This is a genomic window from Mesorhizobium sp. M0119 (assembly GCF_040322615.1).
Classification (GTDB): domain Bacteria; phylum Pseudomonadota; class Alphaproteobacteria; order Rhizobiales; family Rhizobiaceae; genus Mesorhizobium.
Map to the genome: position 1 here is coordinate 12,663 of NZ_JAMYTU010000025.1, position 13,043 is coordinate 25,705.

Annotated in this window: 18 protein-coding genes; 13 read left to right on the top strand and 5 right to left on the bottom strand. The window is 63.0% G+C overall.

Annotated elements, in window-relative coordinates:
• Nucleotides 1–136: 136 nt before the first annotated feature.
• Complete coding sequence (locus tag NKJ40_RS21440; protein WP_352467770.1) at nt 137–1,345, bottom strand: beta-ketoacyl-[acyl-carrier-protein] synthase family protein; 1,209 nt, start codon at nt 1,343–1,345, stop codon at nt 137–139.
• A gap of 4 nt (nt 1,346–1,349) precedes the next feature.
• On the bottom strand, nt 1,350–1,604 hold the full coding sequence (locus NKJ40_RS21445; protein WP_023677013.1) for an acyl carrier protein: 255 nt from the start codon (nt 1,602–1,604) through the stop codon (nt 1,350–1,352).
• A gap of 223 nt (nt 1,605–1,827) precedes the next feature.
• Here NKJ40_RS21445 and NKJ40_RS21450 point away from each other — a divergent pair, with 223 nt between their 5' ends.
• Genes NKJ40_RS21450 through NKJ40_RS21465 form a run of 4 tightly spaced genes read left to right on the top strand, consistent with a single transcriptional unit; the run spans nt 1,828 to nt 3,589 of the window.
• Nucleotides 1,828–2,649 carry an urease accessory protein UreD gene (locus tag NKJ40_RS21450; protein WP_502903737.1) on the top strand — a complete coding sequence of 274 codons (822 nt, stop codon included), beginning with the start codon at nt 1,828–1,830 and terminating at the stop codon, nt 2,647–2,649.
• A 28-nt stretch (nt 2,650–2,677) separates the two neighbouring features.
• Entirely contained in the window at nt 2,678–2,980 is a 303-nt protein-coding gene (locus NKJ40_RS21455; RefSeq protein ID WP_023677011.1) for an urease subunit gamma, read from the top strand.
• Between the two features lie 19 nt (nt 2,981–2,999).
• The gene (locus NKJ40_RS21460; protein ID WP_352467771.1) at nt 3,000–3,254 is read left to right on the top strand and encodes a DUF1272 domain-containing protein; all 255 of its coding nucleotides are present in this window, start codon (nt 3,000–3,002) and stop codon (nt 3,252–3,254) included.
• A gap of 29 nt (nt 3,255–3,283) precedes the next feature.
• The gene (locus NKJ40_RS21465; protein ID WP_352467772.1) at nt 3,284–3,589 is read left to right on the top strand and encodes an urease subunit beta; all 306 of its coding nucleotides are present in this window, start codon (nt 3,284–3,286) and stop codon (nt 3,587–3,589) included.
• Nucleotides 3,590–3,615: 26 nt separating this feature from the next.
• Here the strand turns inward: NKJ40_RS21465 and NKJ40_RS21470 are convergent, their stop codons facing one another.
• Both NKJ40_RS21470 and NKJ40_RS21475 read right to left on the bottom strand, forming a co-directional pair.
• On the bottom strand, nt 3,616–4,110 hold the full coding sequence (locus NKJ40_RS21470; RefSeq protein WP_352467773.1) for a hypothetical protein: 495 nt from the start codon (nt 4,108–4,110) through the stop codon (nt 3,616–3,618).
• Between the two features lie 126 nt (nt 4,111–4,236).
• A complete protein-coding gene (locus tag NKJ40_RS21475; RefSeq protein WP_023677006.1) occupies nt 4,237–4,620 on the bottom strand; it encodes a hypothetical protein in 384 nt (127 codons plus the stop codon).
• A 179-nt stretch (nt 4,621–4,799) separates the two neighbouring features.
• On the opposite strand from NKJ40_RS21475, the gene ureC reads away from it, so the two are divergent.
• From ureC to NKJ40_RS21515, 8 genes are all read left to right on the top strand, one after another.
• Nucleotides 4,800–6,512: an urease subunit alpha gene (gene ureC / locus NKJ40_RS21480; RefSeq protein WP_502903738.1), complete on the top strand. Its 1,713-nt coding sequence runs from the start codon at nt 4,800–4,802 to the stop codon at nt 6,510–6,512.
• 47 nt (nt 6,513–6,559) lie between these two features.
• Nucleotides 6,560–7,153, top strand: coding sequence for a hypothetical protein (locus tag NKJ40_RS21485; protein ID WP_352467774.1), 594 nt, complete (start codon nt 6,560–6,562; stop codon nt 7,151–7,153).
• Nucleotides 7,154–7,212: 59 nt separating this feature from the next.
• Nucleotides 7,213–7,797: an urease accessory protein UreE gene (gene ureE, locus NKJ40_RS21490; protein WP_352467775.1), complete on the top strand. Its 585-nt coding sequence runs from the start codon at nt 7,213–7,215 to the stop codon at nt 7,795–7,797.
• Complete coding sequence (locus tag NKJ40_RS21495; RefSeq protein WP_352467776.1) at nt 7,790–8,479, top strand: urease accessory protein UreF; 690 nt, start codon at nt 7,790–7,792, stop codon at nt 8,477–8,479. The genes ureE and NKJ40_RS21495 overlap by 8 nt, the downstream gene beginning before the upstream one ends.
• The gene (locus tag NKJ40_RS21500) at nt 8,476–8,916 is read left to right on the top strand and encodes a DUF3995 domain-containing protein (protein WP_352467777.1); all 441 of its coding nucleotides are present in this window, start codon (nt 8,476–8,478) and stop codon (nt 8,914–8,916) included. Before NKJ40_RS21495 ends, NKJ40_RS21500 begins: the two co-directional genes overlap by 4 nt.
• Nucleotides 8,913–9,554: an urease accessory protein UreG gene (ureG, locus tag NKJ40_RS21505; protein ID WP_352467778.1), complete on the top strand. Its 642-nt coding sequence runs from the start codon at nt 8,913–8,915 to the stop codon at nt 9,552–9,554. The genes NKJ40_RS21500 and ureG overlap by 4 nt, the downstream gene beginning before the upstream one ends.
• An 81-nt stretch (nt 9,555–9,635) precedes the next feature.
• The gene (locus NKJ40_RS21510) at nt 9,636–10,403 is read left to right on the top strand and encodes a class II aldolase and adducin N-terminal domain-containing protein (protein WP_352467779.1); all 768 of its coding nucleotides are present in this window, start codon (nt 9,636–9,638) and stop codon (nt 10,401–10,403) included.
• Nucleotides 10,404–10,640: 237 nt separating this feature from the next.
• Entirely contained in the window at nt 10,641–10,973 is a 333-nt protein-coding gene (locus NKJ40_RS21515; protein ID WP_352467780.1) for a hypothetical protein, read from the top strand.
• Between the two features lie 53 nt (nt 10,974–11,026).
• Here NKJ40_RS21515 and NKJ40_RS21520 read toward each other — a convergent pair whose 3' ends face one another.
• Nucleotides 11,027–11,659, bottom strand: a complete 633-nt coding sequence (locus NKJ40_RS21520) for an HAD family hydrolase (protein WP_352467781.1) — start codon at nt 11,657–11,659, stop codon at nt 11,027–11,029.
• Nucleotides 11,660–12,019: 360 nt separating this feature from the next.
• Here NKJ40_RS21520 and NKJ40_RS21525 point away from each other — a divergent pair, with 360 nt between their 5' ends.
• A complete protein-coding gene (locus NKJ40_RS21525; protein ID WP_352467782.1) occupies nt 12,020–12,979 on the top strand; it encodes a sugar-binding transcriptional regulator in 960 nt (319 codons plus the stop codon).
• The last annotated feature ends 64 nt before the right edge of the window (nt 12,980–13,043 follow it).

Sequence of the window (13,043 nt, forward strand, 5' to 3'; positions counted from 1 at the left end):
CGAAACTCCTGGTCGGGGACCGCGCCGAGCGGCATGGTCATGGCGGGTCGCAGACAGTTAGGCGCGACGCCTGGCGTGATCAATATGCGCATGGAAGGTTTCGCCGGCCCCGGTGAAGGGCCCGCAAGGCGTGCGGTCACACGGCCTTGACCGCCAGCACCGCATTGGTGCCGCCGAAGGCGAAGCTGTTGCTGATCGCAGTGCGCACGGTGCGTTCGCGCGCCACGTTCGGCGTGATGTCGAGATCGCAGTCGGCGTCGGCTTCCCGATAATTGGCGGTCGGCGGCACGATGCCTTCGCGGATCGCCATCACGCAGGCGATCATTTCCAGCGCGCCGGATGCGCCGAGGCAGTGGGCATGCATCGATTTGGTCGAGGAGATAGAAAGCTTGTAGGCATGGCCGCCGAAGACACGCTTGATCGCCGCCGTCTCGATCTGGTCGTTGGCCTTGGTGCCGGTGCCATGCGCGTTGAGATAGTCGACGTCCTCCGGATTGAGCCCGGCATCGACGAGGCAGAAGCGCATCGCCGCCTCCGGCCCTTCGATAGTTGGCGCGACGATGTCGGAGGCGTCGGCGGAAAGGCCGACGCCGGCGATTTCGGCAAGGATGGCGGCGCCGCGCGCCATGGCATGCTCATATGTTTCCAGCACCACCATGCCGGCGCCTTCGCCGAGCACAAGCCCTTGGCGATCGGCCGAAAACGGCCGGCAGGTGTCCGGCGACAATACCCGCAGGGCCTCCCAGCCCTTGAGGATGCCCCAGACCAGCGGCGCATCGGTGCCGCCGGCGACCATGACGTCGGCCCGGCCGAGCCTGATCTGATCGACCGCCGAGGCAATGGCGTGGTTGGATGACGAGCAGGCAGAGGTGATGCCGAACACCGGCCCGCGCAGACCAAGATTCATGCTGACATGGCCGGCGGCTGCGCCCGGCATTACTTTCGGTACGGTGAAGATGCCGGCGCGGTTCTTGCCTTCGAGCAGGATGGCGCGATAGTTCTCTTCGATTGCCTCCCAGCCGCAGACGCCGACGCCGACGATGGTGCCCATCCGGTAGGTGTTGGCCGCGTGCGGGTTCAATCCCGCCTGCTGTGCCGCCTCCCGCGCGGCAATCGTCGCCAGAAGGCTGAAGCGGTCCATCGACACGACCTGCTTGCGGTCGATGCCGTGCTCGGGAAGCGCCTTGATTTCGCAGCCGACCTTGACCTTCAGATCGTGCAGCAGCGGATTGTCGATCGCGCCGATTGCCGAACGGCCGGCGCGCATCTCATTCCAGATTGCCGGTGCATTGGTGCCGAGGCCGCATAATCCGCCGATGCCCGTGATGACGATGCGCTTGTGCATTCAGTCAGGCTTTTTTCGCGATCAGCGCGCGAACCGCCTCGACCATGTCGCCGACATTCTTCAGATTGCTCCAGGCATCGACCGTGTTCATCTCGATTTCGATGCCATACTCTTCCTCGAGATCGAAGATGATTTCCGTCAGTTCCAGCGAATGGATGCCAAGGGCGGTCAGTTCGGTACTGGTGGTGATTTCCTCGCCGCCCGGCTCGGCATGAGCCTTGATCTTGGCGATGATATCGTTTGCCAGCTGGTCAGCCATTCGGTTTCTTCCCCAACTCTGTCGTTTCCCGACGCCAACGGATCAGCGCCCCTTTTGTCCTCGATTACGTCGTCATCGTCGCCTTTTACCCCCGCCGGGCGCCGGTGACCGTACCAAGGTGGCTCCCTCTATAGAAACCGAAACGCTGTCAAGCAACAAGCTATATATCGACAAAGCCGCCGCAGTGCTTAACGTTGGTGTCGTGGATACGATCGCATATAGCTTGACCTCAGTGCCGCCGGCCCAGCGTGTTGCCGGCGTCGCGCGGCTTGCCTGCGACTGGAACGGAGGCCGCACGCGTCTTCGGCGCCTGTACCAGGACGGTTCGGCCAAGATCCGCATGCCGGCGGTCTCGGCCGATCCGCTCGAAGCCGTCCTGATCAACACTGCCGGTGGGCTGACCGGTGGCGACCGTCTCGCCTGGGAGGTCGATGTCGGTGCCGGCGCCTCCGCAACCATAACAACGCAGGCCTGCGAGAAAATCTACCGCGCCGCATCCGACCGCGCCGAAGTGCGGGTGCAGCTGACCGTCGGCGAAGATGGCCATATTGCCTGGCTGCCGCAGGAAACCATCGTCTTCGACCGCTCGGCCTTTGCCCGCACGCTTGACGTGGAGCTTGCCGCCGGAGCCGAGGCGCTGATCCTGGAGGCTGCCGTCTTCGGCCGTCTGGCCATGGGTGAACGGGCAGCGCAAGGCCATTTTCACGACCGCTGGCGTGTCCGCCAGGACGGGAAGCTGGTCCATGCCGAGGAGTTCCGCATCGGGCCGGACATTGCGGCCACCTTGAACCGCACGGCAGTTGCCGGCGGTGCCGTCGCCGTGGCGACGCTGCTGATGGTGTCGCCGCGGGCAGAGGCTTTGCTCGAGCCGGCCCGGGGCATAGTCGGCGACCAGGGCGGCGTCAGTTTCTGGAGCGTGCGGAAATCTGGCAAGCTTCTTGCGAGGCTGTTCGCCGAGGACGGCTACCAGCTCCGCAAGCGGCTGGTGCCGCTTGTCGAATTGCTCAACGGACGGGCGGGCCTGCCCAAATTATGGTCACTCTGATTTCGATTGTGCCACTGCAGGAAAAAGTATGAATCTGACGCCGAGGGAGAAAGACAAGCTGCTGATCGCCATGGCGGCGATCGTGGCCCGCAAGCGGCTCGAACGCGGCGTCAAGCTCAACCATCCGGAAGCGATCGCGCTGATAACCGATTTCGTCGTCGAGGGTGCCCGCGACGGCCGCGCGGTCGCCGAGCTGATGGAGGCCGGCGCCCATGTCGTCACCCGGGCCCAGGTGATGGAAGGCATTGCCGAAATGATCCACGATGTGCAGGTCGAGGCGACGTTTCCAGACGGCACCAAGCTGGTGACCGTGCACGAGCCGATCAGATAACACCGCCAAGGAGAGGAAAATGCTTGAGCTGGGTCCCAACTGCGAGTGCTGCGACAAGGATCTGCCGCCCGATGCGACGGATGCGGTGATCTGCACCTTCGAATGCACCTTCTGCGCCGACTGCGCACAAAACGTGCTCGGCGGCGCCTGTCCGAATTGCGGCGGCAACTTCTCGGCCCGCCCGATCCGTCCGGCAGCGATGCTGAAGAACTATCCGGCCTCCACCAGACGTGTGCTGAAGGCCGAAGGCTGCGGCCCCCGCAAGGCCGCCTGATCCGGCGACCGTGAAACGGAAGGCAATCAATGATCCCAGGTGAAATCATCACGACAAGCGGCGAGATCGAACTGAACCAGGGACTGCCGACGGTCACCTTGAAGGTAGCCAACAGCGGCGATCGGCCGGTTCAGGTCGGCAGCCATTACCACTTCTTCGAGACCAATGAGGGACTGAGATTCGATCGCGACAAGGCCCGCGGCATGCGTCTCGACATCGCAGCCGGCACCGCGATGCGCTTCGAGCCTGGCCAGGAGCGCGACGTTACCCTGGTGCCGCTCGGCGGCAAGCGCGAGGTCTACGGGTTTCAGCAGAAGATCATGGGCGCGCTGTGAGATCGAAGGCGTCGAGCAGTTTCAGCTCAGCCGGGCGGCTTGGCCGCCGCATAGATGACGACCTTTCCCGGATCGTCGAATTCTACCGCCAGAACGTCCTCGGTCTGCACTCGCCGCGAGTCGATGGCGTTGAACAGCAATGCGTTCGCCTCGATCTCCTTGCGCAGCTCGGCAATGTCGTCCCGATGTTGCCTGACCTTGTTCTCGATCGCCGGCGGCGGGCCGCCTTCGGTGCGCGCGGCGTCGGTAAGAAACACGATATCGACCTTGTCGAGCTTGGATGTCTTGCGCACGACGGCGATGTTTTCACGCGTGCGGTCGATCGCCGAACTGACCTTGCCGGCTTCCGCATTTGTCTTGGTCTCTTCCTGGCCGACCTCCGAGCCGACGATCCGGTTGACGGTCTCGGCGCTGTCAAGGCTCTGCGCGTTCAGCGCGGCGTACGGAATGCTGGCTGCCAGAAACGCGGTCGCGGCAATCCCATGCAGCCATCTGGTGTCGGAGAAGGTGGTGATCGCCATCGCTCGTTCTCAGGGTCCTTTTCGAGGCTTGTGTCAGGGCGACAGGACCGAAACGTAACGTCCCCCGTGAAGGTTCCCTTTGCGATGCGGCGGGCTGACCGGGCGCCGGCCCGCCGCCTCGTCTCGTCAGCTCGCTTTCTTGGTGATCAGCGTCAGCGCGCCATTGGTGCTCATGCTGGCGGCGATCACCTGCGCCGAGGTGAGCCCTTTGGCTTCGAGCGCGGACTTGACCTGCGGTGTCGCGTCGATCGAGCCGCGCAGTTTCTGCAGGTCGGCGTCGCTGCGCTTGGCGATCACCTCGTTGACCTTGGCTTGAGTGTCCGCGGGCAGATCCTTGATATCGACGACGTTGATCGCCTGGATGGTGGGCGCCTGCGGCTGCGCCCCGGGTGCGGCAGGAGCAGGCGCGGCCGGCGCCGGACTGGGCTGCTGCGCAGGCTGTTGCTGGGCGCTGGCGGCGGTTGCGAGCACCAGCGTGGCGGCGGCTGCCAGAAGGGTCGTTTTGCGCATGGATGTTCCTTTCCATCGATTGGCAAATGGTCGTTTTGGGGTGACCTGGCCACCTCAACCGCCAAATGGGATCGGAAAGTGTCGCTCAGCGGGTCATTGCGTGACCATAGGATGGCGGCAATGTGGGGCCCGGCTTCGACAAGCGGTATTTTCGGGCTGTATTTCGGGAGCAATTGCTGATGGCTAAAATCACCCGCGCCGCCTATGCGCAGATGTACGGCCCGACCGTTGGCGACAAGGTCCGGCTCGCCGACACCGAGCTGTTCATCGAGGTCGAAAAGGATCTCACCCTTTACGGTGAGGAGGTGAAGTTCGGCGGCGGCAAGGTCATCCGCGACGGCATGGGCCAGAGCCAGGTTTCGCGCGCGCAAGGCGCGGTCGACACCGTCATCACCAATGCGCTGGTCGTCGATGCCACCGCCGGTATCATCAAGGCGGATATTGGCCTCAGGGATGGCCGTATCGCCGCAATCGGTAAGGCCGGCAATCCGGATACTCAAGGCGGCGCCACCATCATCATCGGCCCGGGCACCGAGATCATCGCCGGCGAAGGCAAGATCCTGACCGCCGGCGGCTTTGACGCGCATATCCACTTCATCTGCCCGCAGCAGATCGAGGAAGCGCTGATGTCGGGCATCACCACCATGCTCGGCGGCGGCACCGGTCCGGCGCATGGCACGCTGGCCACCACCTGCACGCCGGGGCCATGGCATCTGGCGCGCATGATCCAGTCTTTCGATGCCTTCCCGATGAATATCGGCCTGTCGGGCAAGGGCAACGCGTCGCTGCCTGCCGCGCTCGAGGAGATGGTGCTCGCCGGCGCCTGCTCGCTGAAGCTGCACGAGGACTGGGGCACCACGCCGGCTGCAATCGACTGCTGCCTGTCGGTCGCCGACGATTACGACGTGCAGGTGATGATCCACACCGACACGCTGAACGAATCCGGCTTCGTCGAAAACACGGTCGCGGCGATCAAGGGCCGCACCATCCATGCCTTCCACACCGAAGGCGCCGGCGGCGGCCACGCGCCTGATATCATCAAGGTCTGCGGCCTGCCCAACGTCATTCCGTCCTCGACCAATCCGACCCGCCCCTACACGGTCAACACGCTGGCCGAACACCTCGACATGCTGATGGTCTGTCATCACCTGTCGCCGTCGATCCCCGAAGACATCGCCTTTGCCGAAAGCCGCATCCGCAAGGAAACCATCGCCGCCGAAGACATTCTGCACGACATCGGCGCCTTCTCGATCATCTCGTCGGACAGTCAGGCCATGGGTCGCGTCGGCGAAGTGGCGATCCGCTGCTGGCAGACCGCCGACAAAATGAAGCGCCAGCGCGGTTCGCTGCCGCAGGAGACCGGCGACAACGACAATTTCCGTGTCCGCCGCTACATCGCCAAATACACCATCAATCCGGCCATCGCGCATGGCCTGTCGAAGGACATCGGCTCGGTGGCGGTGGGAAAACGCGCCGACCTTGTGCTGTGGAACCCCGCCTTCTTCGGCGTCAAGCCGGACATGGTGCTGATCGGCGGCATGATCGCCGCCGCCCCGATGGGCGATCCCAACGCCTCGATCCCGACGCCGCAGCCGATGCATTATCGGCCGATGTTCGGCGCCTATGGCAAGGCGATGACCAATTCGTCGGTGACCTTCGTTTCGAAGGCCGCGCTCGATTCCGGCCTGCGCGGCAGGCTCGGCATCGACAAGCAGATGGTGGCGGTAGAGAACACCCGCGGCGGCATCGGCAAGCACTCGATGGTGCTCAACGACGCCACGCCGCATGTCGAGGTCGACCCCGAAACCTATGAGGTCCGCGCCAACGGCGAGTTGCTCACCTGCGAGCCGGCCACCGTGCTGCCGATGGCGCAACGCTACTTCCTGTTCTGAACCATAGGCGTTAGAACGACCGATGTAGAACATGCCGCGCCAGGCCTATGGACCAGCAACTCCCCTACGCCCACGACATTTTCCCGCATATTCGCATTGTCCTGGGCATGGTGATCGGCCTCGGCGTCACCCGGCTGCTGTCGGGGCTCGCCCGCATCGTCCAGCATCCCGGCCAATACCGGCTCTATCCCGTGCACCTCGCCTGGGTTGCGTCGGTGCTTTTAATGCTGGTGCATTTCTGGTGGTGGGAGTTCGGTCTGTTCCAGATCGAGAATTGGACCTTCGGCAAATACCTGTTCATCATCTTCTATGCCGTCACGCTGTTCCTGCTCTGCGCGCTGCTGTTCCCGGATTCGATGCTGGACTACACCAGCTATGAGGATTTCTTTTATTCGCGCCGCGCCTGGTTCTTCGGCCTGCTGGCGGCGACCTATCTGCTCGACGTGGTCGATACGCTGCTGAAAGGGCCGGCGCATTTCGCACATTTCGGCGTTGAATATCTGATCCGCACGCCGGTTTTCGTAGCGCTTTGCGTCATTGCGGTCCTGCTGCGCGACCGCCGCTTTCACATCGCCTTTGTCGCCGGCGCGCTCGTCTATCAGATATCGTTTATCCTGCGGCTCTTCGACACGATTGTTTGAGCGCCATTGGGGCGGCCGACGCGATAGGCTAGGCTTTTTTTGGGAGAGGCAGTTTTTACATGAAGCTCGATATTCGCACCGACTTCACCAAATTCCCGCGCGCCGTCGCCGTCCTGGCCGCAGGTGAAGCCGGAACCACCACGCCATACGACAGTGCGGTGCTTGCCCATGACGAGCGGCATCTGCGCCGGCGCGCCATCGAAACGGCCCGTAGCGACAAGGTGCTGGTCGACCTGCCCGAACCGGTGACCTTGAACCATGGTGACCGGCTGGTGCTGGAGGATGGCCGTCACATCCAGATCATCGCGGCCGAGGAGCCGCTCTACGACGTCCGGGCCAGCGACCCTGTCCATCTGGCCGAGCTAGCCTGGCACATCGGCAACCGCCATCTTGCAGCCGCCATCGAAGCTGGGCGCATCCTCGTCCTGCGCGACCGTGTCATCAAGGCGATGCTGGAGGGATTGGGCGCCACGGTGAGCGACGTCTCCGAACCGTTCAAGCCGGTGCGCGGCGCCTATTCCTGGCATGGCGGCCACGGCCATGCTCATGCCGAGGCACATGCGCACAGCCACGCCGAAGCGCATTCCCATAGCCACAGCGAATCGCATTCCCACAGCCATTCGCACGACCATGATCATGACTGACCAGCCCTCCAACGTGGCCCAGCCTTCCAACGTTGCTTTGTTGCGGCTGATGGCGTGGCTGTCGCCGTCTTTTCCGGTCGGCGGTTTTTCCTACAGCCATGGCCTGGAACAAGCCGTGCATGCCGGGCTGGTTGCCGACAGCAAAGACCTCGCCGCGTGGCTGGAAACGCTGGTCGAGATGGGTTCGGGCTGGAACGATGCGGTGCTGTTTGCCGAAAGCTGGCGCAGGGCACGAGAAGCCAGCGATCTCACCGAGATTGCAGCACTCGCCGAGGCCTTGGCAGGCTCGCGCGAGCGTCATACCGAGACGATGCTGCAGGGCGCCGCCTTCCTGAAAGCGGCCTCCGCCTGGCCGTGCCAGGTGCTGGATCGCCTGCCGGCCGAATGTGCCTATTGCGTTGCCGTCGGCGCCGTTGCCGGCGGCCACGGAATTATGCTGCGGGATGCGCTGGCCGGCTTCCTGCAGGCCTTCTTTTCCAACCTCGTCCAGGCCGCGATCCGGCTTGGTGTCGTTGGCCAGACCGGAGCGACCGCGCTGCTCGCCGGCTTCGAGCCGCTGGCCTTGGCGACTGCAGCCCGCGCTGCCGGCTCGACCCTCGACGATCTCGGCGGCTGCGCTTTTATCTCCGATATCATGGCGATGAAGCACGAGACCCAGTATTCGCGGCTGTTCCGCTCATGATCATCCTAGCCTCCGCGCTCTCCTCGGTCCTGCTGCTGATCACCGCGCTGCATGTCTATTGGGGCATTGGCGGCATCTGGCCGGGCAGGGATGCCGCGTCCTGCGCCCGCGCCGTCATCGGCTTTCGCGGCGTCGACGAAATGCCGGCACCCTTCGCCAGCTTCGCCGTCGCCGCATGTCTCGGCCTGGCGACACTGTGGCCGATGGCGCTCGAGGGCATCGTTGCCACGCCGTTTCCCAAGGCTGGGCTTGCCGCCACGTCACTGCTCATCGCGCTGGTTTTCCTGGCGCGTGGCATTGCCGGCTTCACGCCCTGGTGGCGCCGGCTGACGCCCGAACAGCCTTTCGCGCGGCTCGATCTGCGTTATTATTCGCCGCTGTGCCTGCTGATCGGGCTTGGCTTTGCTGTTCTTGCCCTCATGGAGTTCCCCGGATGATATCGCCCAACGGTCCTCTTCGCATCGGCATTGGCGGTCCGGTCGGCTCGGGCAAGACGACGCTCACCGAAAAGCTCTGCAAGGCGCTGCGTGACGAGTTCTCGATCGCCGTCGTCACCAACGACATCTACACCAAGGAAGACGCCATGATGCTGGCCCGGCTGCAGGCGCTGCCCGAGGATCGCATCATCGGCGTCGAGACCGGCGGCTGCCCGCACACCGCCATCCGCGAGGACGCCTCGATCAATCTGCAGGCGATCGCCGAGATGACCAAGAAATTCCCGGATCTCGACATCGTCTTCATCGAATCGGGCGGCGACAACCTCGCCGCCACCTTCTCGCCGGACCTTGCCGACCTGACGCTTTATGTCATCTCGGTTTGCCAGGGCGAGGAGATCCCGAGAAAGGGCGGCCCGGCGATCACCCGATCCGACTTCCTGGTCATCAACAAGAGCGACCTTGCGCCCTATGTGAACGTCAATCTCGACATCATGGAAAGCGACGCTGCCCGCATGCGCGGCAAGCGGCCGTTCGGCTTCACAGACCTGTCGCGCGGCAAGGGACTGCAGGAGGTGATAGATTTCATCGTCGAGCATGGCGGGCTCAGGGTCGGCGCGGCCACTAGCACGGCGGCATAACGGCGCTCGCCTGCACCAAACGAAACCGGTTGCGCGTGTTCCAGCCGCGCGGCATGCTCGCTCCATTCACGGAGGTCTACGATGAGCATCACGCGCCTGCAGAAGGAAGTGCTGACCAACCTGCCGTTCTATGAGGAGCGCGTCGATCTGGCTTGCGCCTTCCGCTGGGCGGCGCGGCTTAACATGCACGAGGCGGTGGCCAACCATTTTTCGCTGGCGGTCAACGACGATGGCTCGCAATTCCTGATGAACCCTAACCAGGTGCATTTCTCGCGCATCAAGGCGAGCGACCTGCTTCTGATCGACGCCAATGATCCCGACACGCTGGTCGGCCCGAATGCGCCCGATCCGACAGCGTGGGGCCTGCATGGTGCCATCCATCGCAACGTGCGTCATGCGCGCTGCGTCATGCATGTCCACTCGATCCACGCCACCGTGCTTGCCTCGCTCGCCGACTCGACGCTGCCGCCGATCGACCAGAACTCGGCGATCTTCTTCAATCGCCATGTCGTCGACGGGCATTACGGCGGGCTGGCCTTCGAGGAAGAGGGCGAGCGCTGTTCGCAGCTGCTTGTCGATCCGAAGGTCAAGGTGATGGTGATGGGCAACCATGGCGTGCTGGTCATCGGCGACAGCGTCGCCGATACCTTCAACCGCATGTTCTATTTCGAGCGCGCCGCCGAAACCTATATCAAGGCGCTGTGGACCTGCCGGCCGCTGCGGGTATTGTCGGACGAGATCGCGGAGAAAGCGGCAAGGGAACAGGAAGATTATCCCGGCCAGGCCGAGCGCCACCTTTCCGAACTGAAGGCGATCCTCGACGAGCAGGAGCCTGCCTACCGGAACTGAGAGCAGAGACTTCCGCGGACGCTAACGAGAGAGGGCGGCCCTGGCAAAGTCGCGCCGTCATCCACAACTTTCAGTGCCTAACGTTCATGCGGCTCTCTCTTTAGTTGGGCGAATTGGGCATCAATCCTATACTTGCGGTCAGGGGCGGGCGCGCATGATTATACGGCTAATAACTGGATTCACCGTTGCGTTGCTGCTCGGCCTAAAACCCATTCGACGCGTCGGAAGCAAATTGACATGAAGGTAAGAAATAAACGCCGCAAGAAAGAATACGATGTTTGTGCGATTGCATTTTATATATCTGATGATTTGGAATTTAAGGATCGAATTGTTTTCCATGTGGCCGAAGACGGTCTTTTCGGTTTAGGTGCAGAAGGATTTAAGGATGTAGAAATAATCGACCCAACATTGGGTTCAGAGTTTAAGTTTCATAATATGGATCATGATAAGGGATTCATGATGCTTTGGGACCATTTCACAGATATCAACCATCTTGCCCGCTTGATTGATCTTGACCCGGAGACCGTGGCCGCATTTGAAAAGGCGCGGGCCGCGCGTAGCATCAGCTAGGATCGGTACTTTCGACCTGTAGATGTGGGGCAGCGTCTACGTTTGCGGTGCGCTCAGAGTCCCAGTTCAGCTCGCAATTCGTCGGCGCTGTTGATGACAATCGCCCCCGGCGGCCCTTCCATCGGCACCTCTGGCCAGAAGATCGTCTTCATTCCCGCTGCCAGCCCCGCCGTGGCGCCGGTCACGCTGTCGTCGACCGCCACGGCCTCGGCGGGATCGACGTCGGCCAGCCAGGCGGCGCGCAGGAAAGGTTCGGCATGCGGCTTGCCTTCACGTACGTCGTTGCGGCTGACCGTCTTCATGCCGGGATAGATGAGGCCTACGGCGCGCAGATTGGCATCGACGATCAGCCTGTCCGAGTTGGACACCACCGCTTGCGGCACGCCAAGCTCCCGCAGCTCATTGAAAATCTCGATCGCGCCGCTGCGTGGCATCAGCGTTTCGGCCATCGGCAGATAGTGATCGTATTTGCGCACGATCCAGTCGTCGAAAGGCAGGTCGAGGCCGAACTCGTCGCGCAGCATTTCGTAGACCGGCCATGCGGCGATGCCGAGCACCCGCTCGTGCAGGTTGGCCGGCGGTGCGATGCCGACGCTGTGCAGCGCCGCAATCAGCGCTGCCTCGTGCAGCGGCTCGCTGTCGACCAGCGTGCCGTCCATATCCCAGAAAACCGCTTTCGGCGTCATGCAAGGCTCCATTCTCAAAAAATCCCTTAAAGCGTTTAGCGCGGGAGATAAACCGCCGCGTCCCCGCTAATGCATGTCGCTCAGAAATGTGGAGCGGTTTTGCGATGACGACATGCATAGAAAAGACCCTAAAACGCGTCGCATGAGGCCGATCGAACGCGACGCGCTTTAGAACCGAAATTGGTGCGACCTCGACAGCCTTGCTGTTGCAACGAGACTGGGTCGACCCGTCACTTCGCTCCAAACACCAAGTTTCAGCCCTAAGCAATTGCTCTTACAATAGGCAATTGCGCGCACGTTCATTCCCTGCGAAACTATGGTCCCCCGCCTCTTATGCTCGGCGGGTTGGGAGGCAGGAAATTGAATTCGCGGCAGGATAGCGGCGGCAACAGGCTGGACGACGCGGCGCGCGCCGGCTGGCTCTATTACGTTGCCGGCAACACCCAGGACCAGATCGCCGCCACGCTTGGCATCTCGCGGCAGACGGCGCAGCGGCTGGTGTCGCTCGCGGTCTCCGAAGGGTTGATCAAGGTGCGCGTCGACCATCCGATCGCCAATTGCCTCGACCTTGCGGCACGGCTGAAATCGCGCTTTGCGCTTGATCTGGTCGAGGTGGTGCCGAGCGACCCGTCTTCGTCCTCCACCGTCATCGGCGTCGCCGAGGCGGCGGCGGCCGAGATCGAACGGCGGCTGCGCTCGCCCACACCAATCGTCATGGCGATCGGCACCGGCCGCACGCTGAAGGCCGCGATCGAGCAACTGCCGCCGATGGAATGCCCGCAGCACAAGGTGGTGTCGCTGACCGGCAATATCTCGCCGGACGGCTCGGCGGCCTTCTACAACGTCATCTTCACCATGGCCGACAGGGTCAAGGCGCGCTCGTTTCCGATGCCTTTGCCGGTCATCGCCTCCTCGCAGGACGAGCGCGAGATGCTGCTCAGCCAGCCGATGATCCAGCCGACGCTGGCGCTTGCGGCTGAGGCCGACGTCACCTTTGTCGGCATCGGCGATCTCGGCCCGAAGGCGCCGCTTTACGAGGACGGCTTCATTTCGGAGGGTGAATTAAAGGCGCTGCAGAAGGCCGGCGGCGTCGCCGAGATCGTCGGCTGGGTGTTCGACCGCGACGGCCGCATGATCGAGGGCATCACCAATGATCGGGTCTCGTCGGCACCGCTGCCGTCGCGCGAAAAGTCGCTGGTGATCGCGCTTGCCATGGGCGACCGCAAGCTGCCGGGCATCTTCGCCGCCGTCAACCGGCGGCTGGTCAACGGCCTGATCACCGATGAGCGGACCGCCGCCGCCTTGCTGGCGGGCGCATGATCTCCGAGCCGCTGGCGGTCGGAAACGATCATGTGAAATCGAAACGCATCTGAACCCCCGATAA

What these genes read in the sequence shown, in the direction of transcription:
- NKJ40_RS21440 (WP_352467770.1), bottom strand. Translation starts at nt 1,345, where the DNA reads ATGCACAAGCGCATCGTCATCACGGGCATCGGCGGATTATGCGGCCTC.
- NKJ40_RS21475 (WP_023677006.1), bottom strand. Translation starts at nt 4,620, where the DNA reads ATGCGCAAAACGACCCTTCTGGCAGCCGCCGCCACGCTGGTGCTCGCA.
- NKJ40_RS21495 (WP_352467776.1), top strand. Translation starts at nt 7,790, where the DNA reads ATGACTGACCAGCCCTCCAACGTGGCCCAGCCTTCCAACGTTGCTTTG.
- NKJ40_RS21445 (WP_023677013.1), bottom strand. Translation starts at nt 1,604, where the DNA reads ATGGCTGACCAGCTGGCAAACGATATCATCGCCAAGATCAAGGCTCAT.
- NKJ40_RS21455 (WP_023677011.1), top strand. Translation starts at nt 2,678, where the DNA reads ATGAATCTGACGCCGAGGGAGAAAGACAAGCTGCTGATCGCCATGGCG.
- NKJ40_RS21460 (WP_352467771.1), top strand. Translation starts at nt 3,000, where the DNA reads ATGCTTGAGCTGGGTCCCAACTGCGAGTGCTGCGACAAGGATCTGCCG.
- NKJ40_RS21500 (WP_352467777.1), top strand. Translation starts at nt 8,476, where the DNA reads ATGATCATCCTAGCCTCCGCGCTCTCCTCGGTCCTGCTGCTGATCACC.
- NKJ40_RS21465 (WP_352467772.1), top strand. Translation starts at nt 3,284, where the DNA reads ATGATCCCAGGTGAAATCATCACGACAAGCGGCGAGATCGAACTGAAC.
- ureE (WP_352467775.1), top strand. Translation starts at nt 7,213, where the DNA reads ATGAAGCTCGATATTCGCACCGACTTCACCAAATTCCCGCGCGCCGTC.
- NKJ40_RS21470 (WP_352467773.1), bottom strand. Translation starts at nt 4,110, where the DNA reads ATGGCGATCACCACCTTCTCCGACACCAGATGGCTGCATGGGATTGCC.
- ureC (WP_502903738.1), top strand. Translation starts at nt 4,800, where the DNA reads ATGGCTAAAATCACCCGCGCCGCCTATGCGCAGATGTACGGCCCGACC.
- NKJ40_RS21515 (WP_352467780.1), top strand. Translation starts at nt 10,641, where the DNA reads ATGAAGGTAAGAAATAAACGCCGCAAGAAAGAATACGATGTTTGTGCG.
- ureG (WP_352467778.1), top strand. Translation starts at nt 8,913, where the DNA reads ATGATATCGCCCAACGGTCCTCTTCGCATCGGCATTGGCGGTCCGGTC.
- NKJ40_RS21485 (WP_352467774.1), top strand. Translation starts at nt 6,560, where the DNA reads ATGGACCAGCAACTCCCCTACGCCCACGACATTTTCCCGCATATTCGC.
- NKJ40_RS21520 (WP_352467781.1), bottom strand. Translation starts at nt 11,659, where the DNA reads ATGACGCCGAAAGCGGTTTTCTGGGATATGGACGGCACGCTGGTCGAC.
- NKJ40_RS21510 (WP_352467779.1), top strand. Translation starts at nt 9,636, where the DNA reads ATGAGCATCACGCGCCTGCAGAAGGAAGTGCTGACCAACCTGCCGTTC.